Genomic DNA, 26,194 nt, shown 5'->3' with positions numbered 1-26,194 from the left:
CAGGTCTCGCCTAGCACCAGACGATGATCCAGCACTTGGACCAGTCGATGATCGGCTTGCCGTATTCCCAGTAACCGCCCTTGTACGGGTTGGCTCCGATCTCCCAAGGATTGCCATTACCGTCGGTTCCCGTCAGAAGGTAGGAGGTGCCCGTTCCGAGGAAGTACAGCGTAAGGAACTGGGTCGGCGGTAGGTACTGCCACTGGTCGGAATGCCGCGCCTCGTGTTCCAGGAGATCGGGACCGTAGGTGCTGGCGTCCACGCCCGCTGCCCGCAGGGCGTCCCGGTCACTGGCCTCGCTGTTCAACAGGCTGTCGAGGTCCGCGCGGCTGTGGGGATAGAGCAGGTAGTCGCCGACCGTCATGGGTCGGCCGTTCGGGGTGTCCACATCGGTGCAGATGATCTGCTTGGCGCCGGTGAAGCAGTTGCCTCCCCAGAGCAGCAGCGCAGCCTGGGCGAGGGCGTTGTTGCCCAGCAACTCGTTCCCCAACCGCCTCGGATCCTCCCCGGTCGGCTGGTCCAGTCGCGGCCCGTCGGGCGGCCCGCCCGGGTTCTGTGCCGCCTCCTGGCGCTGGAGGGTGACGGCTGCGGCCAGCGCCGCCGCCGCCTCCGCGGCGGCCTGGTCGGCACTTCGACCGGCGGCCAACGCCGAGGCGCGGGCCCGGTCCGCGGCGTCGTACGCCGCGCTGGCGTAGGCACTCGCCCGTGCCGCGGCGTCAGTGGCCTTGGCAGCCGACGCGGCGGCGTTCGCCGCACTCTGCCGCGCCGAGGCGGCGGCGGCCTTCGCGACCTGCGCCGCCTGCGCGGCCTGGATCGCCGATGCCGCTGCCGACTGCGCGGACTGCATGGCCTGGGTGGCGTAGCCGGCGGCCTGGCTGGCCGCCTGCTGAGCCTCCAGTGCGTACCGCGCCGCGTCCTCGGCCGCCTTGCGGGCCACCGCCGCGACCCGTGCCGCCTCGGCGGCGTCCTTACGCGCGTTGGCGGCGTAACCGGCCGCCTCGGCGACCAGGCCGCGCACCCGCGCCACGTGGGTGACCGCCTCCAGGTCCCGCCGTTGCGCCCGGAACTGCCCGTCGGCCAGGAAGTCCTTCAGGAGCGCCCGGGAACCCTCCAGGGCCACCTGGGCGGCGGACTTCACCTCGGGGCCACCGGTGGACATGATCTGGCCGACCTTGATCCGGTCGTCGATCTCGGCCGCGGCGTACTGCCCGGTCATCAGGAACTCGTGCCGGTCGGCTTCGGTGCCGTTGAGCGCCGCCTGCCCCCTGGTCTGCATGGTCGGCCCACCCGCGGTGATCAGCTGACCGATCTGGATGCGGTCGTCCTGCTCCTTGCCCACGTAGTCCCTGGTGCGCAGGAACCCCTCGACGTCGTCGTGGTCACCGGCGAGGGCCGCCTTCGCCGCGTCGCGCAACGCGGGCTTGCCCAGGGCACCGATGTGCCGCACCCGCGCGCGGTCGTCCTCCTCCGCCGCCACGGCCCGTCCGGAGGCCAGGAAGGTCCGCAGGTCCGCCTCGGAACCCGCGAGGGCCTCGGAGGCTGCCTTCCGGGTCCACTGACCACCGGTGCGGACGAGGCGCGCGGCCGCGAGCCGGCCACTGGACAGCACGACTGTCGAAGGCGCTCCGGGTGCGCTGGCCTCGGCCAACCACTGCCGCGTCTGCGCGTCCAGCCGGGCCTCCTCGGCCGCGTCGTCGGCGGCCTGGGCCGACTCCGCCTGCTCGGCGAGCCGGGCCTCCTTGGCGTCCTGCACGCCGTACTCCGTCTGGGCCGCCAACCGCTCCACGTCCGCGACCCGGGCGGCCTCCTCGACCGCCGCGGCCTGGTTCGCCGCTGCGGTGGCGGTGTTGGCGGCGGCCAGCGCACCGGCCGCGTGCTGGGTCGACTTGGCCGCGGCCGTCGCGGCGTCACCAGCGTGCGCGGCCGCGTCGTCGGCCGCTGCGGCAGCCGCGGTCGCGTGCGCGGCGGCGTCCATCGCCGCCTGGTACGCCTGGTTGGCCGCCTGCGCCGACTGCCGGGCGAACCGGTCGGCCTCGTTCGCCGCACGGGTCGCGGCGGCGGCGTTGCGCTGTGCGGCCTCGGCCGCCGCGCGGGCCCGCGCCGCCTCCGCCGCCGCCACGTTGGACTGCCCACCGGCTGCGGCAGCTGCCGCAGCGGCCGCCGCCGCGTGCGCTCCGGCGTTGGCGGCGTTGAGCGCCGCTCCACTGGCCGCCTGCGCCGCGTTGCCGGCCGCCTTCGAGGCGTCGGCCGCCTTCCGGGCGTCCGCCGCCACCTTGCGCGCCGTCGCGGCGGCCTGGCGGGCCGCCTCCGCCTTGCTCGCGTCGGTCGCCGCTGCGGCTGCCGCCCCGAACGCCTTGGAGGCCGCCTGGCCGGCGAGGGTCGCCGCCGAGGCGGCCCGGGCCGCGGCGTTCGAGGCGAGTCGGGCGGCGTTGTTGGCCGCCTTCGCCGCGCTGACCGCGGTCCGCGCCGCGTCCGCCGCACGAGCCGCCGCGTCGGCGGCCCGGGCCGCTGCGCGGGAGGCCCGCTCGGCGGAGTTCTGCGCGGCCTGGGTCTCGGCCTTGGCGCGCTCGGCGGCCTCCTTGGCCAGCCGGGACGCCTCCACCGCCTGGGCAGAGGCGAGCTTCGCGGCCTCGGTCTCCTCGGCCGCCAAATCGCCGGCTTCCTTGGCCCGGCTCACCAGCGACGACAGCGTGCTGATCTCCTGGTCGCGCGCCCGCGCCACGTGTTGCCCGGCGATCAGGAATTCCCGCAGGTCCTGACCGGTGCCGCCGTTCAGTGCCTGTTGGGCGGACTCCCGAACGACCGGGCCGCCGGCGGAGATGATCTGCGCGATGCGGATCCGGTCGTCGAGGGTGCGGGCCTGGTCCAGGCCGAGGTAGAAGAAGTTGAGGACCTGCTGGTGACTGCCGTTCAGCGCGGTCTGACCGGCGGCCTTGACCTGCGGCCCACCAGCGGAGATGACCTGACCCAGCTTGATGCGGAGGTCGATGGCCAACGGTTCCTCGTACCCAGTGTCGAGGAACGCCCGGACATCGGCGGGCGAGCCGGCCAGAGCGGCCTCGGCCGCGGCGCGGGTGGTGCTGCCGCCCGCGGCCTGCAACTGCGCCACCTGCACCCGGTCGTCGTGCGCCTGAGCGGCGGCCAGCCCGGTGTCCAGGAAGGCCCGCAGGTCGGCGTCCGAACCGGTGAGTGCCGACTCGGCGGCGCGGACGACCTCCGGGCCACCGGTCAGCAGGAGGTCGACGCAGCGCTGCCGGTCGGCTGGGGTCGGTGGGTCGGCCTGTGCCGGCGCGGCGAACATCCCGCCGGCCACTGTCAACACGACGGCGGCTCCCATGGTGCGTCGGAGCAACCGTCTGAATGAATTCCTCAATTCGCTCCCCCGTTCAACGAATTCCCATGCGTCAATGGTCGACGCGATGAGCCGAGGCTAGGTGAGCGCGGTCCGGCACGAGGACCCGTGGAGGCATATGCAACTTTCCGGACGCCGATCACCGGGCGAAGACGGGCGATTGCCAGGACCGCCTGCGCCATTCACGGTCGGTGATGCCGGGGTGAGAGGCGCTGCGACGGACCGGGGCCGCCACGCTCGCCCCGGAGCATCGGATTGAAGGGCGCCTTCCGCGACGAGGGAGGCGTGATGAGTGCTGCTGCGACGACGTGGGCTGCCGGCGACGGCACGCGCCGTCCCGCAGTGGCCTCGCCACTCGCGGGACGGCTGGAACGGCTGCGGGACGCCTAACCGGCGTCGTCGCTCTTCGACGCGGCTGTGACGGCGGCGGCGAGTGCGGTGGCGAGGTCGGCCTCCACCGCCGCCTTCTCCAGGCCGAGGCTGGTGAGCACCCCGGCACCGTCCTCCTGCTCCAGCAGGGCGAGCAGGATGTGCTCGGTGCCGATGTAGTTGTGCCCGAGGCGCAGCGCCTCCCGGAAGGTCAGCTCCAACGCCTTCTTGCCGCGAGCGTCGTACGGGATGAGGTCCGGCACCTGCTCGACCCGTGGCGGAAGGGCGGCGGCGACCGTCTCCCGCACCGCCTCGGGCGTGACGCCCAGGTCAGCCATCACCCGGGCGGCCAGCGCCTCCGGCTCGGCGAGCAGACCCAGCACCAGGTGCTCGGGCCTGATCTCGGCGTTCCCGCTGGCGCGGGCCTCCTCCTGGGAGGCCATCACCACGTTCCGGGCCCGGGGGGTGAACCGGCCGAAGCCGGCGTTCGGGTCGAGTGTGGCGGTGTCGGTCGAGGTCTTCGGCACGAAACGCTTCTGGGCGGCCTGCTTGCTGACGCCCATGCTGCGGCCGATGTCGGTCCAGGAGGCACCCGAGCGGCGAGCCTGGTCGACGAAGTGACCGATCAGGTGATCGGCGACCTCACCGAGGTGGTCGGCGGCGATGACCGCGTCGGTGAGCTGGTCGAGCGCATCGGTGTGCGCCTTCTTGATCGCCTGGATGAGGTCGTCGAGCTTGACGGTGACACCGATCTGAAGAGGTTCTGTCATGCGTCAACCATAGGTTGACGCACCTCCCGTCGTCAACCCCTAGTTGACGACAGGAGGTCGGCCGTCGCCCCGATACCGGCCCGGATACGGTGGGCAGCGTCGAGCACGGTCACCGGTGGGAGGGGTGCGGTCATGCGTCTCCACGTGGGGTGCGCGATGTGGAGTCACCGGTCGTGGCCGGGGCACCGGCTGCCGCCTGGGGAACGCCTGGCGCACTACGCGAGCTGGTGCGACGCCGTGGAGGGCAACACGACGTTCTACGCGACCCCGACCCGGGACACCGTGACGTCGTGGGCCGCGCAGACCGATCCCGCGTTCCGGTTCCTCCCCAAGCTTCCGAAGGTCGTCACGCACGAACGTCGACTCACCGACGTCGACGAACCACTGCGCGCCTTCCTGGACGCGATCGAGCCGCTCGGCCCCCGCGCGCACGCGCTCTGGATCCAGTTGCCCGGCTCGTTCGCGCCCGCCGACGTGCCGACCCTGGGTCGCTTCCTGACCCGACTCCCCCGATCCCACCGGTACGCGGTGGAGGTCCGCCACCCGGCGTTCTTCACCGACGACCGCGCGATCCGACTGTTGGAGGCGACCCTCGGATCCGTGTCGGCCGAGTGGATCCCCTTCGACACGACCGCCTTCTTCGCGAGCCGGCCGACCAGCGACGCGGAGCGGGACGCCTGGACCAAGAAACCCCGTGTGCCGCTGCGGTCGCTGGCACTGACCGATCGGCCGATCGTCCGCTATCTCGGCCGCGACGACTCCGCTCGCACTGTCGAGGGGTGGCAGCACTGGGTCGACGTGACAGCCACCTGGCTCCGGGAGGGGCGCTCACCGACGATGTTCGTCCACACGCCGGACAACGCCGACGCGCCCGCGCTCGCCCGCCGGTTCCACGACGAGGTACGCGCGCAGGTGCCCACGCTCGACGCACTGCCCGAGCCGATCCCGGTCGAACCCCTGACGCTGTTCTGAACGGGTCAACCCTGCTCGTCGAGCAGACGGTCGAGGTGGTTCGCGGTACTGATCAGCGACAGGTGACTGAACGCCTGGGGGAAGTTCCCGATCTGCTCACCGGTCGGCGCGATCTCCTCGGAGTAGAGGCCCAGCGGGTTGCTGTAGGTGAGCATCTTCTCGAAGGTCAGTCGGGCGTCGTCGAGCCGGCCGGCCTGGGCGAGGGCCTGCACGTACCAGAAGGTGCACATGCTGAAGGTGCCCTCGGTGCCGGCCAGACCGTCCGGCGAGGCGTTCGGGTCGTAGCGGTAGACGAGGCTGTCGGAGACCAGTTCGGCGTCCATCGCCCGCAACGTCGACTCCCACATCGGGTCCATCGGTGAGATGAAGCCGATCCCGGGCATGGCCAGGAGCGAGGCGTCCAGGATGTCGGTGCGGTAATGCTGCACGAAGGCTTGCCGACCCGGGTGGAAGCCCCGGGTCATGATCTGCTCGTAGATGGCGTTGCGCTCGGTCGTCCAACGGGTGGTGTCACCGGGGCGCCCGCGGCGTTGGGCGAGGCGGATGGCGCGGTCCAGCGCCACCCAGGACATCACCCGCCCGTACGTGAAGTCCTGCCGTCCTGACCGGGTCTCCCAGACGCCGTCCTCGGGTTGGTCCCAGTGTTCGCAGAGCCAGTCCATCAATTCTGCCGTTTTCCGCCAACCCTCGTACGGCGCGATGAGGCCGTTGCGGTCGGCGAGTTCCAAGGAGTTGAGCGCCTCGCCGTGGATGTCGAGTTGCAGCTGGCCCGACGCGGCGTTGCCGATGCGCACCGGCGCCGAACCCCGGTACCCCTCCAGGTGGTCCAGCACCTCCTCGGGCAGGTGCGGTGAGCCGTCGATCCGGTACATGATCTGTAGGGGCAGATCGGGATCTCGGGCCTCCCGGATGCGTGCGTCCAGCCAGAGCAGGTATTTCTGGGCCTCGTCGGTGAAGCCGATACTCAGCAGCGCGTGTACCGAGAAGGACGCGTCCCTGATCCAGGTGTAGCGGTAGTCCCAGTTCCGCTGCCCGCCGATCTGCTCCGGCAGCCCGGTGGTGGGCGCGGCGACCAGAGCGCCGGTCGGGGCGTACGTCATCAGTTTGAGCGTCATCGCGGACCGCTCGACCACCTCCCTCCACCGACCGGTGTAACGGCAGCCGTCAATCCACCGTCGCCAGTAGTCGCGGGTCTGGGCGAGCAGTTCGCATGCCTCGTCGGTGTTGAGCGGTCGCGGTGCCTGTGGTCGGGCCGTCTCCAGCACCACCCCGCCGATGTCGCCGGCGTGCAGCGTGAACCGGGCCGACACGCCCTGCTCGTCGCGGTGGATGTCCGCCTCGCCGATCAGCCATTTCCCGTCCCTGAAGGGGGTGAGAGTGAGGTTCAGCGTCGCGCTCCGGAACACGTCTCCCCCGGGGTGCACCTCAAGCTCGAACGGGTCGCGTCCGTAGTTGAATCGAGGCTGGCAGTCGAAGCGAAACGGCATACTGCCCCGGATCATGCGGACGAGCCGGACCAACCGGTGCCGGTTGGTGGCGTGTTCACCGGTGACCGGCATGAAGTCCACCAATTCGCCCACACCGTCAGCACTGTGGAAACGAGTGATGAGGATCGGCGTACCGGGCAGGTAAAGCTGCTTGCTCGTGTAGTCGATGCCGTCGGGCGCGAGTTGGAAGTAGCCGCCCTTCCGGCGGTCCAGCAGCGCTCCGAAAACGCTCGGTGAATCGAAGCGGGGCGCGCAGAACCAGTCGACAATGCCGTCCTTGCTGATCAGCGCCGCCGTCTGCAGGTCACCGATGAGGCCATGGTTCTCGACCGCCGGGTAGCTCTCCACGCTGTCCCCCGCCATCCGTCGTGGCAACGGCGGCGACTACCCGGAAAAGGGCCGCGACACACTGCCCGCACCCGTCCCCTGACTCGACATCGTCGAACCCGACGGCATTGCGGAAGGGATCCGTCCGCAATCGCCGATAACGTCTTCATCGACGACAGCGACGAGAGGACCGCGGATGAGCCTGCGAGGATTTGCCACACTCAACATCTGGGCGGACGACGTGGAGGCGGCCACCGCCTGGTACGCGGACCTCCTCGGCGTCGAGCCGTACTTCACGCGCCCCGGGCCGGACGGACGCCTCGCGTACGCCGAGTTCCGCGTCGGCGACTACCAGGCTGAACTGGGCATCATCGACCGCCGGTACGCACCACCCACGGCATCCGCGACCGGGCCCGGCGGTGTGGTCATGCACTGGCACGTCGACGACCTCGACGCCACCGTGGACCGACTGCTGGCGCTGGGCGCGACGGAGTACCAGCCGATCACGCCGCACGGGGACGGGGGGTTCGTCACCGCGTCGGTGGTCGACCCGTTCGGCAATGTGCTGGGCGTCATGAGGAACCCGCACTACCTCGACGTCCTCGCCGCACTCACGGCGACCTGAGGCGGATCAGTCCCATTCGTCCGGCTCCGCCGTCCGCCGCACCAACAGCGCCGCGGCGTCGGCGTCGAGCCCGCTGGCGATGAGCAGGTCGTTCGCCGCCGTACGGAACTCACCGGCGGCGACCATGCCCGAGTAGCCCAACCGGTGGGCGTGCAGGCGGTTGGGATCGGGCGCGACCTCCCCCTGCGCCTTCCCGACCAGCTCGACGGCCGTCAGGATCTGCTGCCGCGCCTCCCCTGGATCCGCCCGCGTACGGATCGCGCATCTGAGGGTCTGCACACTGACGGCCAGCAGGTCGATCGCCTCGGGAAACTCCTCGGGTATCGGTTCGTCGTCCCGGAGGGCCCTGGTGAGCCGCCTCGTGATGGACCGACAGCTGTACAGGCTGCGCTCCATGTGACGCACGGCTTCGGTGTAGAAGGCCAGCGACGCGCGTTCGCGCCAGCGCAGCGGCGCAAGTCGTGTCACCTCCTGGGCGGCGTTGAGCCCTTCGTCCAGCGCACCCAGCCGAGGGGTGAGCTCGCGCAGCTTGCCGAGAACCCGCTCGGTCGCGGCGATATCACGGAGGCGGAGCGCCGCAGCCAGGTCGTGCAGCGCGGTCATCGTCGAGTCGATGACGGGTTCGGCCAGCCGCCGCACCGTCCGCTGCGGGTGGATGGGCACCACCAACAGGCCGACCGCCAGCCCGATCAACCCACCGACCGCGGCGTCGACGAAGCGGGGAACGGACAGGTCACGCACGGGCGGTTCCAGCGTGGCGATGAGCACCGCCGTGGCACCCGCCTGGGTGAGCAGCGAACCACCACCCTTGAACAGCAGCGCGACGATGATCGCCAGTACGACGACCACACCGGTCTGCCAGGCCCCGATGCCGAACAACGGCATGAGCGTGTCACCGACGGCGAGCCCGAGGACCACCCCGACCAGCAGCTCGACCGTGCGCCGCAGGCGTGATCCCATCGAGGCCGCCACGATGCCCACCGCCGTGGTGGGCGCGAAGACCGGGGCGGAATTGTCCAGGAACTGGTAACCCACGAACCAGGCGGGCGACGCCGCGATGCCGGCCTGCACGGCGAGGAGCCCGTTGAGGCGCAGCCGCCAGGCGCGGGAGCGCACGCCGTATCCCAGCCGATCACGCAGGCCGGCCAACGCCCGGTCGGCCGGGGACGGGTCGGGGTCGCCTGACGACTCCTGCTTCGCGGGCACCGCGCCGTCTACCCGGCGGTGCCGGATCTATCCCGTCGGCGACGCGGAGCAGCGTCGCTCGCCTCAGTGGGCCGGATTCGGGGTGTGCGGCAACTTGCCGAGTTGCCGCCAGTTCGTCTCCGCGACCTCGACGTCGTAGTGCTCGGCGGCGGCGAGGATGTTCTGGAACGCCTGTTCACGCTCCTTGTCGGTGACCCCCTGCACCTGGTCGAACCGGGCGATGGCGTTGCGGACGTGGCTCGCGTCGGTCATCGGTTCCTTGCGCTTGTCGGGGAACGCGAAGACGCTCTCCGGCAGCTCGCGCTTGTCCTTGTCCGACAGGCCACCGTGCTTCTCGTGGGGTTTCCAGGTCGACGTCATCAGTCACCAGTACCCACAACCTGCGCGGCAGCACCTCCGGCGACGAGATTTTCCGGGCCACCACAAGATCCATATCATGCGGCCGATCCGGGTCCGGCCGAAGCCCCTGCAGCGGATCGTCCCTTGTGGAGTGCGAGCATGGCCGACATGGATATCTACGAGGACGCCCGTACGGTGTCACGTTCGGATCTGGCCGCCTGGTTGCGTCAGCTGGCGAGCCAGCTGGAGTCCGATGGGCGGATCTTCTACGGCGCGGCGGGCGCCGTGTCCGTGGCGGACACCGTGCGCTGCGAGCTGGAGATCGAACAGGAGAGCGAGACGGAGGTGTCCGTCGAGATCGAGTTCTCCTGGACGGTGCCGACGTCCGGGCAGGCGGCGGACGAGGTCGAGGAATCGCCGAGCGGGGAGCAGCAGGACGAGGCCGCGCCGGAGGCGTGATCCCGGGGGCGACGACACGTCGCACGGCGGCCATCGACCCGGTGGCCGCCACCACCGTCGCCCGCACCGCCGAGAGCGGAACGACCAACATCCTTTAAAGAAGCTTTAAGAAGCTGTCGGGTGTGATCGGGAAGCGCCTACCATACGGCGGCCGTGGCCGTCCGGGTCAACGCCGTCGTCTGCTCGTTGGGAGTGACCCGTGTCGTACGCCCCGTCGCCCGAACCGGACGCGAGCCCACCCCCGTCCCGGCACCGCCCGCCGAGTCGGTTCACCCGCACCCGGCTGGCGATGGCCGCAGGCGCGACGGTCGCGCTGGTCATCGCCGCCACCGGCGTGTACCTGGGCAACGGTGACGTGACACCCGAGCCGTCGAACGCGTCCAACGCCCTCGACGACCCGTCGACGTCGGCCGGGCAGCCCGGATCCCTCGCCGTGGCGGCGTCGACCTCGGCGACACCGGCGGCCTCCTCGACCCCGTCGGCCTCCACGACACCGTCGACCGCGGCCACGCCGAAGGTCCCGACGACCGGTTGGATACCCGTGGACCGGGCCGCCTGGAAGGCGCAGGCCGACGCGTACCAGAGGTTGAAGATCGATCCTGTCCCGGCCGGCGTGGGCAACCTCCCGGAGTTCCGGGCGGACTGCCAGTACAGCCACCGGCTGCCGGACGACCCGATCGTCGCTCCCGGCCTCCCGGGCGCCTCCCACATGCACTCCTTCGTCGGGAACAAGGCGGTCGACGCCGACACCGTCGCCGGGGACCTGACGAAGTTCACCGCCACCTCCTGCAAGCCGGTCCAGGACCACTCCGCCTACTGGGTGCCCACGCTCTACGACAACGCGACCGGCAAGCCGGTCGAGACGACCGGTTTCCGGGTCTACTACCGCTCGCTGGCGAAGAACTCGACCGGCCAGATGCCGATGCCCAACGGCCTGCGCATGATCTCCGGTGACGCCAAGAAGAAGAAGCCGACGCCGCGCGGCGCGACCGGCCAGTTCTACTGCGCCTTCTACGGCCCCGGTGACCTCGACGGAATCGCCCGCAGCACCAACGGCAACTGGCCCATCTGCGGCGGCGACGCGACCCTGCACTTCATGATGCAGTTCCCCGACTGCTGGGACGGCAAGCACCTGGACAGCCCCAACCACAAGGACCATGTGGCGTACGGCAGCGGCAACGGCTGCCCGAGCAGCCACCCGGTGCGGATCCCGGCGATCACCTTCGACATCCAGTACCCGGCGAAGGGCACTCCGGCGGGCTACTACCTCTCCTCCGACAAGGAGGGGAAGAGCGCTTCGTCGATGCACGGGGACGCGTTCGTGATGTGGGACGTCGACACCATGAACAAGCGCACCAAGAACTGCGTCCTGCAGCGGCGGACCTGCGACAACTACGGCTACCAGAAATAGCCGGGGCCAGGCCCGTGTCGGCCTGGCCCCGGGGTCGGGTTGGGTCAGCTACGCAGCGTCCACTGCTGGTTCGTGCCACCGTTGCAGGACCAAAGGATGATCTTCGTGCCGTTGGCGGTGGCGGCGCCGTTGGCGTCGAGGCAGAGCCCCGACTGGACGTTCGTGACGGTGCCGTTGGTGTTGACGTTCCACTGCTGGTTCGTGCCGCCGTGGCAGTCCCAGATGATGACCTGGGTGCCGTTGGCCGTGCCGTTCCCGGAGGCGTCCAGGCACTTGTTGCCGTACACGGTCAGTTGCCTGCCGCTGGTGTGGGTCCACCGCTGGTTGGCGCCGCTGCCGCAGTCCCAGAGCTGCGTCTGGGTGCCGTTGGTGGTCGACGAGTTGGGCACCTCGACGCAGCGACCGGACTGGCCGCCCACGAGCTGTCCCTGCCCCGTACCGCTGCCGCCGCCCTGCTGCTGGCGGACGATCCACGTCGACTCCGCCGACCGGTTGCCCTGGGCGTCGACGACGTAGAGCCGGTACTCACCCTGGGTCGCCGGCACGGCGATGGTGGTCGCGTTGCCGGCCGCCCGGGTCATCGTCGCCCCGGCGGTGAAGCTGGTCGTGCCGGACGGCGCCAGCCAGACCGACCTGGTGGCGTCGCCGGTGCTCCGGACCGGGATCGACGCCGTGGCGCTGGTGACGAACGTGCTGGCCGGCAGCACGTAGTTCGGCGAAGAGGAGATGCTCGCCGGGACGATGTCCCGGTAGGCGTCCTCGAGGCCGGAGTTCGCCGCGATGCTGTATGCCACCGCCGGCCAGACGTAGTCGGAGGAGACGAGGATGTCCGCGACGGTGCTGTTCGGCAGGTTCTTGTTCGAGACCTTGTTGATCGGGCCGTAGATCTGCGTGATGCTCAGGTCGTGCTTCCGGCCGAAGTCGTCGGAATTGATCATCCAGGTGACGTTCTTGTCGATGCTCAGCACGTTGTCCCGGAAGGTGATGAACGCCGACCCCTCGTCCGGGTGCAGGCCGTACTTGTGACCCGACGGAACGCCCTGGAGATAGTTGTTGGTGATCGTCGTCCCCGGCTGGCTGCCCAACGTGTAGATGGGCGCCGTGTCACTCAGACGCTGCACCGTGTCGATGATGTGGTTGTGGCTGATCGTGTTGTTCCGCGCCGTCGTGGTGGGGCGGTTCGGCTGGATCGAGCCCGATGACCCGTCGAAGTTCCACCATCCCCACCCCATGGTGATGCCCGACCACGGGGCCTTCTCGATCCGGTTGCGCTGGATCGACAGGGTGTCGACGAAGTACGCCGAGATGGGGCTGTGCCCGTTGAACAGGACAGCGCTGTCGTAGATGTAGTTGTTCTTGATGTCGATGTTCTTCGGCAGCCCCTCGACCTGCGGGAGGTACTTCTCCCGGTTGGTCGACGTGCCGTCTCCGATGTAGACGTGCTGGGGATGACCGACGTTGATGGCCGACCCCGCGATGTCGTTGGTGGCGTTCCCGATCAACTGCGTGCCCTGCACGTCGTTGATCAGGCTGATGCCGTCGGCGCCGGTGTGCTCGATCCGGTTGCGTTGCAGCAGGAGGCCGTCGGCGTTCTGGATCTGGATGATGCCGGGGGTGAGGTCCACGTTGCGGTAGTGGTAGACGTGGAAGTTGCCCTTCGCGTACGCCTGCGCGCCGAGGTTGCCCTGCTGCGCCTGCTTGTAGGACGAACCGGCGACGTTGAACAGGTTCCAGTCCGAGTGCCGCACGGTCAGACCGGAGAACGTGATGTTGCGGGCGTGGCTGGTCGTCGAGGTGCCGGCGACCCGCAGCACGGTGGTCACGTTGTTCGGCGCGTAGACCGTCGCGGTGGACATGTTCTCGGCGCTGGCCTTGTAGTAGTAGACCGTCTTCGCGCCCTTGTCGTAGTAGAACTCACCGGGCGCGTCCAGGAACTCGTACGCGTTCATCAGCTTGTGGGTGCCGCCGACCTGGGCGTTGCCGTTGAAGGCCCCCTGGGCGATGGCCGCACCCGGCTGCTGGAACAGGGCGACGCGGCTCCCACCGTCGGTGGTCACCTGGCGGACGCCCACGATGGCGGTGGTCCAGGTCGTGCCGGTCTCGATCTCGATGTCGTCCTGGTTGCGCGCGATGGCGGGGAAGTCGTTCTGGTTGTACCTGGCGCCGTCGCACTGCGACCCCGACTCCCAGGCCCACGCGGCCTGGCCGGCGGTGATGTTGTACGTCCCGAAGCAGCCGCCCGAGCTGACCGTCTTCGTCGCCATGACGGCGCGCTTGTCGTTGACGTAGAGCGCCCGCAGCTTGTTGGCGCGGTCCAGCGGCGCCTTCCAGATGTTGCCGCTGTGCTGGGTCCAACCGGTCACCTGGACGCCACCGTCGAGGATCGGCTTCTCGTTGGCGTACGCGCCGTAGATGACCCGGTATCCGTTGGTGCCCGAGTCGCTCTGACCGAACTCGACCGTGCTGCTGATCGGATAACTCCCACCACGCAGATACACGTTGATGTCGCCGGTCATGTTCGCGTTCACCGTACGAACGACGTCTCGTGCGCGTTGCAGGGTCCGGAACGGGGATTGGAGCGTCCCCGCGTTGGCGTCGTTTCCGTCGGGGGCGACGTAGTAGGTGGCCTGCACCGCAGCCGCGGCCGGTGTTTGGTCGCTCAGCACGGCCGGCAGTGTGGCGGCAACGAGGGCCGCCACCGCCAGCATCGACGTTCGAGCGGTGGACACGTTTGACCTCACGTACGGTTCCTCTCATTTGCCGTCGACAGGGGGCCCCGTGCGTATCGAGCGACGAGCGCGGAAACAGCGACACCACTAAGGACCGGTGGGCACTTGTCGCCCGACCGCACTCTGTTGTTAATCGCTACGAAATCTTCCCGAAGCGTAGGTCACACGTGTGATGAATGCAACCATGAATCGTAGTACATCTATGCGCTAATGCTGGTTTTTCGGACAGATCGCCCTTCACTGCTTGGCACTGCCGATTGATCATCAGATGAATCCGCACCGATGCCGGTGATGTGCCAGCCGGGGGTCGGGGCGCGACAGCCGCCCCGACCCCCGAACCTCCCGTCACCTGATGGAGAAGTCCGCCAGCCGCAGCGCGGAATCGAACACCAGGTACACGTCATGGGTGCCGGCCACCCGGGCCAACTCGGTGCTGGTGCTCACGTACCGGTAGTCGTCGCCGGTGCTGGGCGCGGTGACCGTCCCGAGCAGTCGGCCGGTGGGTGAGCCCAGCCGGACCTGGATCGCACCGACGCCCGTCCCGGCCCTGGCGACGGTCGCGGTGAAGGTGCGCGCGCCGGGTCGCAGCGCGGAACCCGCGAAGGAGACCCACTGACCGGCCTCGGTGGCACCGACGGCCGTACCCCTGACCTTCGTCTCGTCGACGAGCCGGACCCCCGCGTACCTGTCGAAGTTCTCCGCCCGGGTGGGCCGGGACAGGTCGCGCGCCGGGATCGTCTCCCCGTCGACGCGCACCGCGGTCCGAGCCCGGATGTCCCCGGCGGAGGCCCCGACCATCAGGTCGTAGGTGGACGACTCGACCACCCACCGGCTGCGGGTGACGTCCCAGTGCGCCAGGTCGGCGGCGGGCACCCGAAGCGTCACGGTACGGGTCTGCCCGGGTGCGAGTTCCACCCGCTGGAACGCCTTGAGCTGCTGGATCGGCGTCCGGTCCCGGGACGTGCGCTGATGGGTGTAGAGCTGCACCACCTCGGAGCCGGCCCGCCCGCCGGTGTTCGTCACGTCGACGTCGACCGCGATGGTGCCGTCGGTGGTGACCGACCCGGCACCGACGCGGGCCGGGCCGTACCGGAAGCGGGTGTACGACAGCCCGTGGCCGAACGGGTAGAGCGGCTTCGCCTTGCTGTACAGGTAGGTCTGTCCGGACGAGATGATGTCGTACTCCAGCAGGTCCGGCGGCAGTTGCCGGTCGGAGCGGTACCAGGTCTGGGTCAGCCGTCCGGACGGGTTGCGGTCGCCGAAGAGGACGTCGGCGACGGCGTGCCCGGTCTCGGCCCCGGCGTGCGTGGTCCAGACGATCGCCGGGACGTGCTCCTGCGCCCATGTCGTCGTCACCGGGTAACTCGTCTGGAGCACCAGCACGGTCCGCGGGTTGGCCCTCGTCACGGCCTTGACCAGCGCCTCCTGGCTCGCGCTCAACGCCGTCGAGGTCCGGTCGTGCGCCTCCCGGCCGTTGATGAACGGGTTGCTGCCGACCACCAGCACGGCGGTGTCGGCCGCCTTCGCCGCCGCCACGGCCCGATCGAGCCCGCTGCTGATCAGCTCGCGACTGAAGTGGGTGGCGTCGGCCGCCGTCGACGCGCCGAGCTTGAGGGCGCCGTCGTCGCCGACCGTGACGTACGTGTTCGCGCCGAACCAGCTCTCCTTGGTCTCGTAGCCGACGTAGCGCAGCGCCACCGTGCCGTCGGCCTGCGGCTCCAGCTTGAACTGCTGCTGCACGTACCAGCCGTTCGGCTGCTCGTCACGGGTGACGAACGGCCCCCAGTTGTAGCCGAGGTAGCGGCCGTTGGCGGCGTTGCGCAGCGTCACCACGTCCTGCCCCCAGTCGACGACGTCGAACTGGGCGGCGGGTGACGCCGTTTCGCCGGTGGCGGCGACCGGGTCGGCGTCGGTGGTGCCGGTGGCCGAGACGTACCGGCCGGTCGACGACACCTTCAGCGCGATCCGGTCCGCCCCGTCGAGCCCTCGAACGTCGGCCGCGCCACCCAACCGTTCGCGGACGCCGTCGAGCGTCGTCACCTGGTACGGCAGGTCGCCGCCGTACCAGTCGGTGTAGAGGGTGTCGGCCAGCGGACCGAGCACGGCGACCTTGCGGGTCCGGGCCGGATTCAACGGAAGCGCCTGCCGGGAGTTCTTCAGCAGCACCATGGCCTCACCGGCGGCCTCGCGGGCGAGTCGCTGGTGCTGCGGGCTGTTGATGACGTCCGGGGTGATGCCGCCGTACCGACCGCCGCCCGGGTCGAACTCACCCAACCGGAACCGGATGTTCAGGATCTCCCGGATCCGGGCGTCGATGTCGGCCTCGGTCAGCAGGCCGGTGGCGAGGGCCTGCCTGATGGCGGTGACCGTCGGCTGTGCGTTCGTGTCGTCGGTGATGAAGCTGCTGAGGCCGGCCTTGACGATCGCCGCGTTCCCCTCGGCCTGGGTGGCGTAGTACTTCTGCGAGTTGACGAGGTTGTTCGGCGCCCAGGCGTCGGTGACGTTCATCAGCGGCCGGTCGGTCCAGGTGGGGAACACCGTGTTCAGGTCCGGGTCCACGGTGGCCGGACGGCCGTTGACCAGGTTGTACGCGGCCATCACCCCGGTCGCGGCGTCGGCGGCGAGGGCGGGCTTGAAGGCGGCGCGGTCGTACTCGTTGAGCACCCGTGGTGGCACGTTGGACGAGGTGACGTCCCGCCGGACCTCGTTGTTGTAGGCCAGGTAGTGCTTGAGGGTCGGCGCGCTCTTCAGGTGGTCCGGGTCGCCGCCGGTCATCCCCGAGCCGTACGCGGTGGACATGGCGGCGGTGAGCACCGGATCCTCCGAGTAGCCCTCCTCGTTGCGGCCCCAGCGGGGGTCACGCAGCAGGTTGACCACCGGCGCCCAGAGGTTGAGACCCCAGACCCGGGGGTTCTGCGCGTGGTAGCCGCGCGCCTCGTCACCGACGGCGGAACCCACCCGCTGGACCAGGTCGGTGTTCCAGGTGCTCGCCATGCCCACCGGCTGCGGGAAGACCGTGCCACGGGCCTTCACCACCGCGCCGTTGTTGTCGATGTCGGTCGACCAGGCGACCCCGTGCAGGGCCTCGGTGCCGGTCTTGAACAGGCCGATGCCCAGTCGGGGCACGGCCGGCTGGTACTGGTGCAGCCAGGAGATCTTCTCGTCCAGGGTGAGCCGGCCGAGCAGATCGTCGACCCGGGCGTTCACCGGCAGGTCGGGATCTCGGAACGGGTAGGTCGGTTCGGCGAGCGCGGTGCCGGGAACGGCTGGTAGGGCCAGCAGGGCGAGCGCGAGCGCGGTGATTCCGCGCCGAAGGCGCCACTTCCGCATGCGGTTCTCCTCATGTCGTACGACAGGCGCGATTCAGCGCCAAGACCGGCTCGGCCAGGCTCGACACCCGGCTGACGGGCCTGAACGACGAATCATCGAAGCGCTTCGACGACCCCACCGCACCACCACGGTCAGGAAGGTGTGCGATCGCGCAACTATAGGTGGGCATCTATTGGTGGACAAGCCGGCGCGGACGGCGGGGGTGCGCGCGTCTCAGCGACGAGCAGCCGACGACCCGCGCCGGGCGAAGGATCCTGAGGTAGCGTCGGCGTCAGGGGGACCGGTCCGCACGGCGATGATCGGAGACGACATGGACGACGGCCTGCGATCGATCGCCCTTGCGAGCACATGCGCGGCCTTCGTCGCCACACCCGTACTCGGAGCACTGGTCGGTGACGGGGAGCAGACCGCGCGCTACGACACGGTCATCACGCCGCCGGACTACGCGTTCGCCGTCTGGGGGCCGATCTTCGCCGGGTGCGTCGCCTCGACCGTTGGTCAGTGCCTGCCGCAGGGTCGACGCCACCCCATGAGTCGCCGGGTGGGTTGGCCGTTGGCCGGCGCCTATGCGGTGAACGCCGCCTGGTCGGTGGCAGCGCAGACCGATCGTTTCGCGTACACCCCGTACCTGCTGCCGGTCGCCGCCGGCCTCGCCGCCACCGCTCACCTTCGCCTTCAGCGCATCCCCACCACGATCAGGTGGACCGCGCTCACACCACTGAGCACGGGCCTCCTCCTGGGATGGACGGCCCTGGCGAGCACCGTCAACATCGCCGCCGCCAAGGTCGCCTCCGGCACGCCCCCGGACGCGCCGCGCACGGTCACCGCATCCACCGTCGGACTGCTCGCCACCTCCGCCGTGGCAGCCGGCACGGTCGCGCGAAGCCGGCGAGGGCGGCTGCCGCTCGCGCTGGCGTCCGGGTGGGGGCTGGTGACGACGGCCCTGTCCACGAATCGACCTCGCCGCGTCCGACTCGCCGCCGCAGCCGGCGCTGCCCTGATCGCCACAGCCGCGGCAGCCACCCGACTCCGCTAGCCCGAGCCGCCCTCGCCGCGCGCCCCACGCCCCGGATCCGCGCAACATCAGGGATATCGCTGCCTCCCAAGCCCCCGCAGGCAGCAACATCGGGGAAGTTGCGCGGATCTCGGTCGTGGGGCGCGAGGCGCGAGGGTAGACCCAGTCGATCAGACACATCTACAATCTTCGTTGTTAACGCTCACACTCGTCCCAGTGCTGAGGCAGGAGAGATCTATGCGAACGAGGGCAAGATGGCTCGCGACACTCGCCGCGCTCGGTGTCGTGGCCTCCGGTGTGCTGACCCCGACCGGCCCGGCCAGCGCGGAGTCCAACGGCGGGGTACGGGTGATGCCGCTCGGCGACTCCATCACCGAGGGCACCCAGGTGCCCGGCGGATACCGCATCGGGCTCTGGCAGCGACTGGTCAACGGCCGGTACACGGTGGACTTCGTCGGGTCGCAGTTCAACGGGCCCGCCAGCCTGGGTGACCACGACCACCAGGGGCACCCCGGCTGGCGCATCGACCAGATCGACGCGAACATCGTCAACTGGCTCAACACCCAACGGCCGCAGACCGTCCTGCTGCACATCGGCACCAACGACATCCTGCAGAACTACAACGTGAGCAGCGCACCGAACCGGCTCTCCACGCTGATCGACCGCATCACCACCACCGCGCCCACCGCGGAGGTGTTCGTGGCGCAGCTCATCCCGATCTCCAACAGCAACCAGGGAGCCGCCGTCCGCACCTTCAACGCGGCGATCCCGGGCATCGTGCAGAGCAAGGTGAACGCCGGCAAGCGGGTGCACCTGGTCGACATGCACAGCGCCCTCACCACCGCCGACCTGATCGACGGCGTACACCCCACCGCCGGTGGCTACGACAAGATGGCCGCTCGCTGGTACAGCGCCCTACAGTCGGTGCCCGGCAGCATCGGCAACCCGGGCAGCGGCGGCGGGCAGACCACCGCCATCGTGGGCACCCGGTCCGGCCGGTGCGTCGACGTCCCCGGGGCGTCCACCACCAACGGCCTCCAACTACAACTGTGGGACTGCCACGGCGGCACCAACCAGCAGTGGACCTACACGAGCGCCAAGGCCCTGACCGTGTACGGCAACAAGTGCCTCGACGCCGCCGGCTACGGCACCTCCCCGGGCACCCTGGTCACCATCTACGACTGCCACGGCGGGACGAACCAGCAGTGGAACGTCAACGCGAACGGCACCATCACCGGGGTGCAGTCCGGCCTCTGCCTGGACCCCGTGAACCAGGGCACCGCCAACGGCACCAAGCTCGTCCTGTGGACCTGCACCGGTCAGACCAACCAGCAGTGGACCCGCCGATAGCCGACACGACGTCGGCGACCTGCCGTGCCGCCGAGGACGGTGTTCGGCGGCACGGCGCGGGTCAGCGCGGTTTCAGCGCCTTTTCAGGCCGCTCAATACGTTCGCGGCATGACAATCAACCGTTCCACGCGTACGAGGCGCGGGACCGCCGTGGTGGCGATGATCGCGGTCACCGCGGCAAGCGTGCTGTTCGGCGAACCCGCGTCGGCCGACCCCGTCCCCGTCCCCATCCCACCGGCAGCGCTCACCGACCGGGCCTTCGGCCAGGTCGCCGAGACCCACATCCAGGGCGCCGACCGGATCAAAGGCCGTCGTGCTGTCGGCCGAGTTCGTCCAGTGGCACCGGCTGCACCCGAACGCCACCACCGAACAGGCGCAGGCCCAGCTCACGGCACGCAAGCAGGTGCTCGACAGCTCGCTGACCGGCTACGACCTCCTGGTGCCCGAGCAGGACCTGCTGCTGCGGTCCGTCGACATCCTGCTCGGCACACCCGGCGGCGACACCCGGACCTCGCCGGAGATCACCGGCCTGGTCGCCGCGGTGATCGGCAAGACGGTCGAGCCGTGGGACACCCGTGAGGAACTCGCCTCCGGCGCTCTGCGTACCGCCCAGTGGTCGCGCGGTCGCGACGACGCCCTCGCCGCCGTGTGGTCCGCGGTCCGGCAGGCGGCGACCGCCGACGCGCCGGTCGCCAGCGCGTGGAACGCCGTACTCGGTGCGCCCTTCGGGGTGGATGTGACACGTACCTACGAGCAGCTCACCCAGGATCCCGGGCTGTCCCACGTGAACCTCGGCGCGATCCTGGCGCTACAGGGCGACCCGGTGGCGTACGTCGCGGCGGCCAAGCAGAAGCTCGCCTCCCTGCACGCCCGACTACTCGGCCTGAGCGTGGAGATCCGCCTCGAGATCGGCGCCAACAACAGCAAGTGCCCACCGGAGGGGCCACCCAGCGCCGAGTGCACCGCAGCGGCCAAGAAGGCCGCCGAGGACCGGGACAAGGCGCGGCAGCAGACCATCTCCGACGTCAAAGCCGGGCTGGGCATGGTGTCCACCCTCATCGGGTTCGCCGACCCCGACGCCGGAAAGAAGGCCAAGGTGATCGGCGAGGCGGTCCTCACCACGATCAGCGCCATCTCGACGTACGCGGCGGCGATCACCGGCCGCGGTCTGGCGGGCTCGGTCTTCAACACCGCTACGTTGGCGATGACCGGCAACATCTTCGGTGCCGTGATGTCGATCGTCGGACTCTTCGGCAACAGCGCCCCGTCGCTGGACGCGCAGATCCTCGCCCAGGTGAAGGCACTGCGCGACGAGGTGCGGGCCCTCGGCGACGAGATGCGCGCCGGCTTCGCGCGGGTCGAGGCCCAGATCAACACGGTGTACGCGAACATGATGGCCCAGTTCGACAAGCTGAACGCGGCGATCGCCGGCAACACCGCGCAGCTCACCCTCGTCCAGCAGCAGGTCGCCCAGCTCGGGCTGCGACTGGAGGACATCGCCGCCACCGTCCTGGCCGCGATCGGCGACGCCACCCTGCACGACGCCCGCGCCGACATCAACAAGTACATCGGCTACCTGGAGAACTTCGGCCAGCCGATCCCGACGTACGGCGAGTTCGTCGGCCCGGAGAACGAGTTCCACCTGACCGCCACCCAGTTGGCCGGCGGTGCCGCCTTCGTGGTGCCGAAGGCCGACGCCGACAACCCCGCGCTCGACCCGACCACCGTCCTGAACAGCTTCGGCGAGGCCCGGTCGATCAACTACCTGGCCCGGGTGGCCAGCGGACGCGACCCGTCGATGGTCGAACCGGCGACCCCGGTCGGCAACCCCACGGTCTGGAACCTCGGAGCGCAGGCGTACTCCATGCTGATGCTCCAGAACCCGACATACGCCGCCCAGGTCAGCGCCAGTCGCGCGGCGCAGATCGAGGCCGAGGGCACCCGCATCGCCGACCTCGCGGCCAGCTTCGGCCGACCGGTCGACGGCAACGCCAACAGCCTGATCACCGGGCTGGTCGACGAGTACCTCGGCGCCACCAACGAGCTGTCGGCCGCGCTGAGGGCGTTCCGGACCAACGAGATCCAGGTCCGCTGGGAGCCCGACGCCAACGGCGTGCAGGTCAAGACCCCGAAGGACTACGACCTGTTCTGGGACACGGACAAGCAGCTCGCCCCGGCACCGGCGAAGGCCGACGAGGCGACAGTGCCGTCGTGCAACGGCACCCGGCAGATCGACCGACCCGGCAACGTCCGCTACGACCTGATGTCGAACGTGGTGCGGACGCTCCACTACGCGTACACGCCACGCCCCGACGAGCCACCGGCAGGGGTACGGGAGTTGCCCGAGGTGGGCCACTGCTACACGCCGAGCTGGGTCCACACCCGCACCACGGGCTACGGCACCGGGGTGATCCGGTACTACGGCAAGCTGCGGTTGCAGATCCACAGCCGGTTCCGGCTCAACTCCTCGTCAGCCTGGCAGACCTCGCGGACGGCCGACTTCACCTGGCCGGACGAGCAGGTCTACCAGGTCGACTGCGAGCTGTTCAACTGTGACAGCGAAACCAGCCCGGACCAGGCGCTGACCCAGAAGTGGCCGTCCGGCCGGTACACCTTCGCGAGCGCCGCCACGGCAGTGCCCAACCCGGCGCTGGACGCCTCACTGACGCCGACGCTGCGCGGTTTCCTCCAGGCCCGGCAGAGGTCGATGTACGACCGGGTCCGGGACCTGAGCACCCAGACCAGCGGACCGGTGCCCGCCGCGCTGAAGAAGATGAACACGGCGGCGCGGCTGCTCCAGGCGTACACCAGGTTGGGTCTGCCCAACGCCCTCGACGCGGACGACGTGCTGTCGGCGAACCTGTTCGGGCAGTACCAGATCCCGGTGAACATGCCGACCGACGCCAAGATCGGCAATGCGTACGCGAAGGCGGGCGGGAACTACGCGGCGTGCGGGCCCGCGCCGTGCGCGCCCGACCCCAGCCGACCGTTGCGCGACCAGGTCAGCCTCAAGCTGCCCTGCGAGCCCGCTGTCGACTCGTCCAACCTGCCCGGTGATCCGCTCGGGGACTGCCTGGTCACCAGCGCGCGGTCCCGCGCCGGCGCGCTGACCCAGCGGTACGAGGTCTGGGCCGACCAGATGACCGCCGGCCTGCACCGCGAGCGGCTGCCCTGGCTGAACGACACACTGACCGGGCTGCGCATCACCACGCGCCTGACCCACGCCAACTGACACGAAGCGGTGCCGGTGCCTTCGGGCGCCGGCACCGCGCCGACAATCGTCAGTCGGAGCGGAAGCTGGCGAGGGCCAGTCGTTGCAAAGGCTCGGTCGCACTCCACTGGCTGTCCTGGGTGATCCAGGACAGGCTGTAGGCGCGGGTCCTGCTCTCGTTCACCAGTAGCCGGCGGACGTGCAGCCGCGCACCGGCGGCCCGGTCACAGGTGTACTCCCACTCCGCGGCGCCACCCGGGCGAATGACCGGCCCGATGCTGATCCGCTGGTAGGCGGGTAGCGCCCCGGCCCCCAGCGCGTCGCGCTCCGCGGCCTCCCACCGGGTCGACGGTATCGAGGTCACCGTGGCGGCGGGATCGACGGCGATGGCCCGCACCTCGACGGGGTCCCGGAAACAGACGGTTCCGCCCTCGGTGTGCCGGGTCCATCCCTCGGGCACCGCCATGAGGAAGCCAGCCGGGTCCTGGTGCCACACCCAGCCGTCCGGCAACGCGTACGGCAGTGGCGCGCTGGCCGCCTCCAGAGGTTCGGACTCACTGGAGGCGGCATCGTCCAGGCAGAGGTGGGCAGGCTGCGCCGCCTCGGTCGACCCCACCGCTCCGGCCGCCGCACCGCCCGGTTCGGCCACCGACGCGTCGTCGGGACCGCCCAAGCCGCCGATCACGGCACCGGCTGCCGTGACGACGACGGCCACGACCGCCAGCAGGCCCACCACGGCACCAGCGAACGCCCAGGCGGTCGTCCGGTCACGGGTCGTCGAAACGCCTACTGGAATGACAGTGGTGTCGACCCCGTCCTGTGGGATCGGAGACGCCGGGGAAGCGGTGTCTCGCGGCGGACGACGCACTGTGGCGCGCACGCTCCGCCAGCGACGCGATCGGGGCATCGACACAGGCTCGATCGGTACGGTCGCCGCAGCCACCTGCTCCAGCAGGCTGCGGGCCTCCCGCGCGGACAGGCGCTGACGGGGATTGCGCAGTAGGAGACCGGTGATCGCGGGTTCGAGCGGCAGGGCGCTCATTCGGTGCGGCGCCTCGGTGGCCAGAGCGGCGAGCGTGGCCAGGGTCGAGGATCGGGCCCACGGTGGGCGACCCTCCGCGGCCAGGTAGAGAGTCGCGCCGAGAGCCCACAGGTCGGAGGCGGGGGTGGACCTGCCATCGCGAGCACGCTCAGGCGCGACGTACTGGATCCTCGACAGGCTCGCCGCGCTGACGGTCGCCGGGCTGTGGCTGTCGAAGATCGACGGGCCGAACCCGCCGAGCATGACCCTCCCGTCGTCGACGAGCAGCACGTTCTGCGGACAGAGCTCCCGATGCACCACGCCCACCCCGTGCGCGGCACTCAGTGCGGCGAGCAGGTGCAGCCCGACCCGCGCCACCTCGGTCGGCGCCAGCGGGCCGCCGGCGGCAACCACCTCTGCCAGGGACCGAGAGGGCACGTGCTCCATGACGAGCCACAGGTACCCGTCGGCGCTCAGCACGTCCCACATCCCCACGACGCCCGGATGGTCCAGCCCGGCCAGCCCACGAACCTCGGCCAGCGTCCGCTCGTGCAACCGGGACCGTTCGGCGTCGCTCGCCCACCCCGGCACCGCGATCTGCTTGAGCGCGACGTCCCGGCCGAGCACCTCGTCGCGAGCCAGCCAGACGCGTCCCGGGGTGGCCGTGTCTTCGACAGGCAGGAGCCTGCGGTACCGGCCGGCGAGCAGCTCGTCATCCATGTGGGTGATTCGGAGCGATCCGCCGCACGGATGGCTGGGTGACGAGACGAGCAGCAACCGGGCCGGCCGACGGTGTGACCGCGGCCGGCCCATGCTCAGCTCAACTCGACCGTACCCACGATCCGTGTGGGGGCGACGGAGCCGCCCACGGGCTCGTTGGACACCCCGAAGGTGCCCGCCTGGGCGACCGGACCGATGACGGTGGTCGACGCCCTGCCCCCCTCGGGCAGTTGCCCCACGGAGCGGGCCGGCTCGGTGCCACGGATGAGCCACAGCTCGTAGATCCGCCCAGGGCCAGGTTCAGGCAGATCACGCAGCAGCACCACCCCACGGTCGCGATCCCGGGACACCACGACGGTCGCGGCACCGCCGGGCTGCAACGACCGCTCGAACACCCGGGCATCCGGAGCGTCCAGAACCGCGGCGATCTGCCGAGCCTGGTCGCTGCTGGCCCGCTCGTCGCTGACCCGATCGTTGCTCACGGTCCAGGTGACCACGCTCGCGCCGGCAGCCACGACGACGGCTGCGGCGGCGGCCACGGTGAGCTGTCGCCATCTGCTCGCCTGCCGCCTGTGGCCGGTACCTGTGGCGGCGACCCGCAGCTGCGGTGTCCTGGCAACCTCGGCCAGGGTCCGCTCCCGCAACCCCCGCGAGGTCACCTCGACAGCCGTGTCCTCGGCGAGCCGCGCGGCCGTCTCCCGCAGCTCGGTGACCTCGACGCGACACGGCTCGCACTCGGCCAGGTGCCGCTCGAACGCGGCCCGCTCCAGGTCGTCGACCGCGTCGAGGGCGTACGCGCCGGCGAGGGTGTGGATGTCGGCGCTCATGCCCGTCCCTCCATCTCGATACCCAGACAGTCGCGCATCCGGATCAGTCCGTCGCGCATCCGCGTCTTCACCGTCGGCAGCGGCGCCTCCAGCTTCTCGGCGACCTCGCGGTAGGTGTGGCCGCCGTAGTAGGCGAGAGTCACCGCCTCCCGCTGGACCGGCGTCAACCGCCCCAGGCACCGGCGGACCTGTTCCCGCTCCAATCGGGCGGTGACGTCCTCGACCACCTCGTCGTAGGGGACGTGCGACTCGGTAGCGGCGACCTGCCGGTCGCGGTTGGTGTGGGCCTGCTCGGCGCGTACCCGGTCCACCGCCCGGCGGTGCGCCATGGTGAGGATCCACGCCGAGGCGGAGCCGCGACCGGGATCGAAACGGCCAGCGGTGCGCCACACCTCGACCATCACCTCCTGCGTCACCTCCTCCGCCTGCGCCGGATCGCGAACGACCCGGCGGGCCAACCCGAGGACCCTGCCCACCACGGCGTCGTACAGCGCCGCGAACGCCGCCTCGTCACCCCGCGCCACCTGTGGCAACAGCTCGTCGGCGGTCGGTGGGGTCGCGGTGTCCGGCGGCACTGACCGCAACCGCCTCGCCTGTTCCGGGTCGCCGCCCATTCTCGGCATGTCCTCTCCTGTGCTGGCGACGGTTGGGAGCACCGCCGACGTGTACTCGGC

At 70.3% G+C, this 26,194-nt stretch carries 17 protein-coding genes; 7 read left to right on the top strand and 10 right to left on the bottom strand.

Going from position 1 to position 26,194, the window contains the following annotated elements:
• Positions 1-10 precede the first annotated feature (10 nt).
• Positions 11-3,322, bottom strand: a complete 3,312-nt coding sequence (locus tag O7616_RS11020) for an ALF repeat-containing protein (protein ID WP_282306705.1) — start codon at positions 3,320-3,322, stop codon at positions 11-13.
• A 416-nt stretch (positions 3,323-3,738) separates the two neighbouring features.
• Complete coding sequence (locus O7616_RS11015; RefSeq protein WP_282306704.1) at positions 3,739-4,491, bottom strand: Clp protease N-terminal domain-containing protein; 753 nt, start codon at positions 4,489-4,491, stop codon at positions 3,739-3,741.
• A gap of 156 nt (positions 4,492-4,647) precedes the next feature.
• On the opposite strand from O7616_RS11015, the gene O7616_RS11010 reads away from it, so the two are divergent.
• A complete protein-coding gene (locus tag O7616_RS11010; RefSeq protein WP_282307590.1) occupies positions 4,648-5,463 on the top strand; it encodes a DUF72 domain-containing protein in 816 nt (271 codons plus the stop codon).
• Positions 5,464-5,468: 5 nt separating this feature from the next.
• Here the strand turns inward: O7616_RS11010 and O7616_RS11005 are convergent, their stop codons facing one another.
• On the bottom strand, positions 5,469-7,298 hold the full coding sequence (locus O7616_RS11005) for a glycoside hydrolase family 15 protein (protein WP_282307589.1): 1,830 nt from the start codon (positions 7,296-7,298) through the stop codon (positions 5,469-5,471).
• Positions 7,299-7,473: 175 nt separating this feature from the next.
• Between O7616_RS11005 and O7616_RS11000 the strand changes: the two genes are divergently transcribed.
• Entirely contained in the window at positions 7,474-7,902 is a 429-nt protein-coding gene (locus O7616_RS11000; RefSeq protein ID WP_282306703.1) for a VOC family protein, read from the top strand.
• 6 nt (positions 7,903-7,908) lie between these two features.
• On the opposite strand, the gene O7616_RS10995 is transcribed toward O7616_RS11000, so the two are convergent.
• The gene (locus O7616_RS10995; protein ID WP_282306702.1) at positions 7,909-9,108 is read right to left on the bottom strand and encodes an FUSC family protein; all 1,200 of its coding nucleotides are present in this window, start codon (positions 9,106-9,108) and stop codon (positions 7,909-7,911) included.
• Between the two features lie 63 nt (positions 9,109-9,171).
• Positions 9,172-9,468, bottom strand: a complete 297-nt coding sequence (locus O7616_RS10990) for a DUF6582 domain-containing protein (protein WP_282306700.1) — start codon at positions 9,466-9,468, stop codon at positions 9,172-9,174.
• Positions 9,469-9,606: 138 nt separating this feature from the next.
• On the opposite strand from O7616_RS10990, the gene O7616_RS10985 reads away from it, so the two are divergent.
• Both O7616_RS10985 and O7616_RS10980 read left to right on the top strand, forming a co-directional pair.
• A complete protein-coding gene (locus tag O7616_RS10985) occupies positions 9,607-9,906 on the top strand; it encodes an amphi-Trp domain-containing protein (RefSeq protein ID WP_282306698.1) in 300 nt (99 codons plus the stop codon).
• Positions 9,907-10,105: 199 nt separating this feature from the next.
• On the top strand, positions 10,106-11,317 hold the full coding sequence (locus O7616_RS10980; protein WP_282306696.1) for a DUF1996 domain-containing protein: 1,212 nt from the start codon (positions 10,106-10,108) through the stop codon (positions 11,315-11,317).
• Between the two features lie 44 nt (positions 11,318-11,361).
• Here the strand turns inward: O7616_RS10980 and O7616_RS10975 are convergent, their stop codons facing one another.
• Entirely contained in the window at positions 11,362-14,025 is a 2,664-nt protein-coding gene (locus tag O7616_RS10975) for a ricin-type beta-trefoil lectin domain protein (protein ID WP_282307588.1), read from the bottom strand.
• Between the two features lie 366 nt (positions 14,026-14,391).
• Complete coding sequence (locus O7616_RS10970) at positions 14,392-17,376, bottom strand: glycoside hydrolase family 3 protein (RefSeq protein ID WP_282306694.1); 2,985 nt, start codon at positions 17,374-17,376, stop codon at positions 14,392-14,394.
• Positions 17,377-17,686: 310 nt separating this feature from the next.
• Here O7616_RS10970 and O7616_RS10965 point away from each other — a divergent pair, with 310 nt between their 5' ends.
• The 3 genes from O7616_RS10965 to O7616_RS10955 all read left to right on the top strand — a co-directional run bounded on the left by O7616_RS10965 (position 17,687) and on the right by O7616_RS10955 (position 22,973).
• Complete coding sequence (locus O7616_RS10965) at positions 17,687-18,412, top strand: hypothetical protein (protein WP_282306692.1); 726 nt, start codon at positions 17,687-17,689, stop codon at positions 18,410-18,412.
• Positions 18,413-18,628: 216 nt separating this feature from the next.
• Positions 18,629-19,741: a ricin-type beta-trefoil lectin domain protein gene (locus O7616_RS10960; protein ID WP_282306690.1), complete on the top strand. Its 1,113-nt coding sequence runs from the start codon at positions 18,629-18,631 to the stop codon at positions 19,739-19,741.
• 313 nt (positions 19,742-20,054) lie between these two features.
• Positions 20,055-22,973: a hypothetical protein gene (locus O7616_RS10955; RefSeq protein WP_282306688.1), complete on the top strand. Its 2,919-nt coding sequence runs from the start codon at positions 20,055-20,057 to the stop codon at positions 22,971-22,973.
• A 49-nt stretch (positions 22,974-23,022) separates the two neighbouring features.
• On the opposite strand, the gene O7616_RS10950 is transcribed toward O7616_RS10955, so the two are convergent.
• From O7616_RS10950 to O7616_RS10940, 3 genes are all read right to left on the bottom strand, one after another.
• Complete coding sequence (locus O7616_RS10950) at positions 23,023-24,693, bottom strand: serine/threonine-protein kinase (RefSeq protein WP_282306686.1); 1,671 nt, start codon at positions 24,691-24,693, stop codon at positions 23,023-23,025.
• Between the two features lie 95 nt (positions 24,694-24,788).
• Positions 24,789-25,520 (bottom strand): anti-sigma factor, encoded by a 732-nt coding sequence (locus tag O7616_RS10945; protein ID WP_282306684.1) that lies wholly within the window; start codon positions 25,518-25,520, stop codon positions 24,789-24,791.
• Positions 25,517-26,143, bottom strand: a complete 627-nt coding sequence (locus O7616_RS10940) for a sigma-70 family RNA polymerase sigma factor (protein ID WP_282306683.1) — start codon at positions 26,141-26,143, stop codon at positions 25,517-25,519. Before O7616_RS10940 ends, O7616_RS10945 begins: the two co-directional genes overlap by 4 nt.
• Positions 26,144-26,194 lie beyond the last annotated feature (51 nt).

It is taken from the genome of Micromonospora sp. WMMD964 (assembly GCF_029581455.1).
Lineage (GTDB): Bacteria > Actinomycetota > Actinomycetes > Mycobacteriales > Micromonosporaceae > Micromonospora.
Note: the sequence above shows the minus strand (reverse complement) of the source record. Positions and strands in the feature narration are given on the sequence as shown.

What these genes read in the sequence shown, in the direction of transcription:
- O7616_RS11015 (WP_282306704.1), bottom strand. Translation starts at nt 4,491, where the DNA reads ATGACAGAACCTCTTCAGATCGGTGTCACCGTCAAGCTCGACGACCTC.
- O7616_RS11010 (WP_282307590.1), top strand. Translation starts at nt 4,648, where the DNA reads ATGTGGAGTCACCGGTCGTGGCCGGGGCACCGGCTGCCGCCTGGGGAA.
- O7616_RS11000 (WP_282306703.1), top strand. Translation starts at nt 7,474, where the DNA reads ATGAGCCTGCGAGGATTTGCCACACTCAACATCTGGGCGGACGACGTG.
- O7616_RS10990 (WP_282306700.1), bottom strand. Translation starts at nt 9,468, where the DNA reads ATGACGTCGACCTGGAAACCCCACGAGAAGCACGGTGGCCTGTCGGAC.
- O7616_RS10985 (WP_282306698.1), top strand. Translation starts at nt 9,607, where the DNA reads ATGGCCGACATGGATATCTACGAGGACGCCCGTACGGTGTCACGTTCG.
- O7616_RS10975 (WP_282307588.1), bottom strand. Translation starts at nt 14,025, where the DNA reads ATGCTGGCGGTGGCGGCCCTCGTTGCCGCCACACTGCCGGCCGTGCTG.
- O7616_RS10970 (WP_282306694.1), bottom strand. Translation starts at nt 17,376, where the DNA reads ATGCGGAAGTGGCGCCTTCGGCGCGGAATCACCGCGCTCGCGCTCGCC.
- O7616_RS10965 (WP_282306692.1), top strand. Translation starts at nt 17,687, where the DNA reads ATGGACGACGGCCTGCGATCGATCGCCCTTGCGAGCACATGCGCGGCC.
- O7616_RS10960 (WP_282306690.1), top strand. Translation starts at nt 18,629, where the DNA reads ATGCGAACGAGGGCAAGATGGCTCGCGACACTCGCCGCGCTCGGTGTC.
- O7616_RS10950 (WP_282306686.1), bottom strand. Translation starts at nt 24,693, where the DNA reads ATGGATGACGAGCTGCTCGCCGGCCGGTACCGCAGGCTCCTGCCTGTC.
- O7616_RS10945 (WP_282306684.1), bottom strand. Translation starts at nt 25,520, where the DNA reads ATGAGCGCCGACATCCACACCCTCGCCGGCGCGTACGCCCTCGACGCG.
- O7616_RS10940 (WP_282306683.1), bottom strand. Translation starts at nt 26,143, where the DNA reads ATGCCGAGAATGGGCGGCGACCCGGAACAGGCGAGGCGGTTGCGGTCA.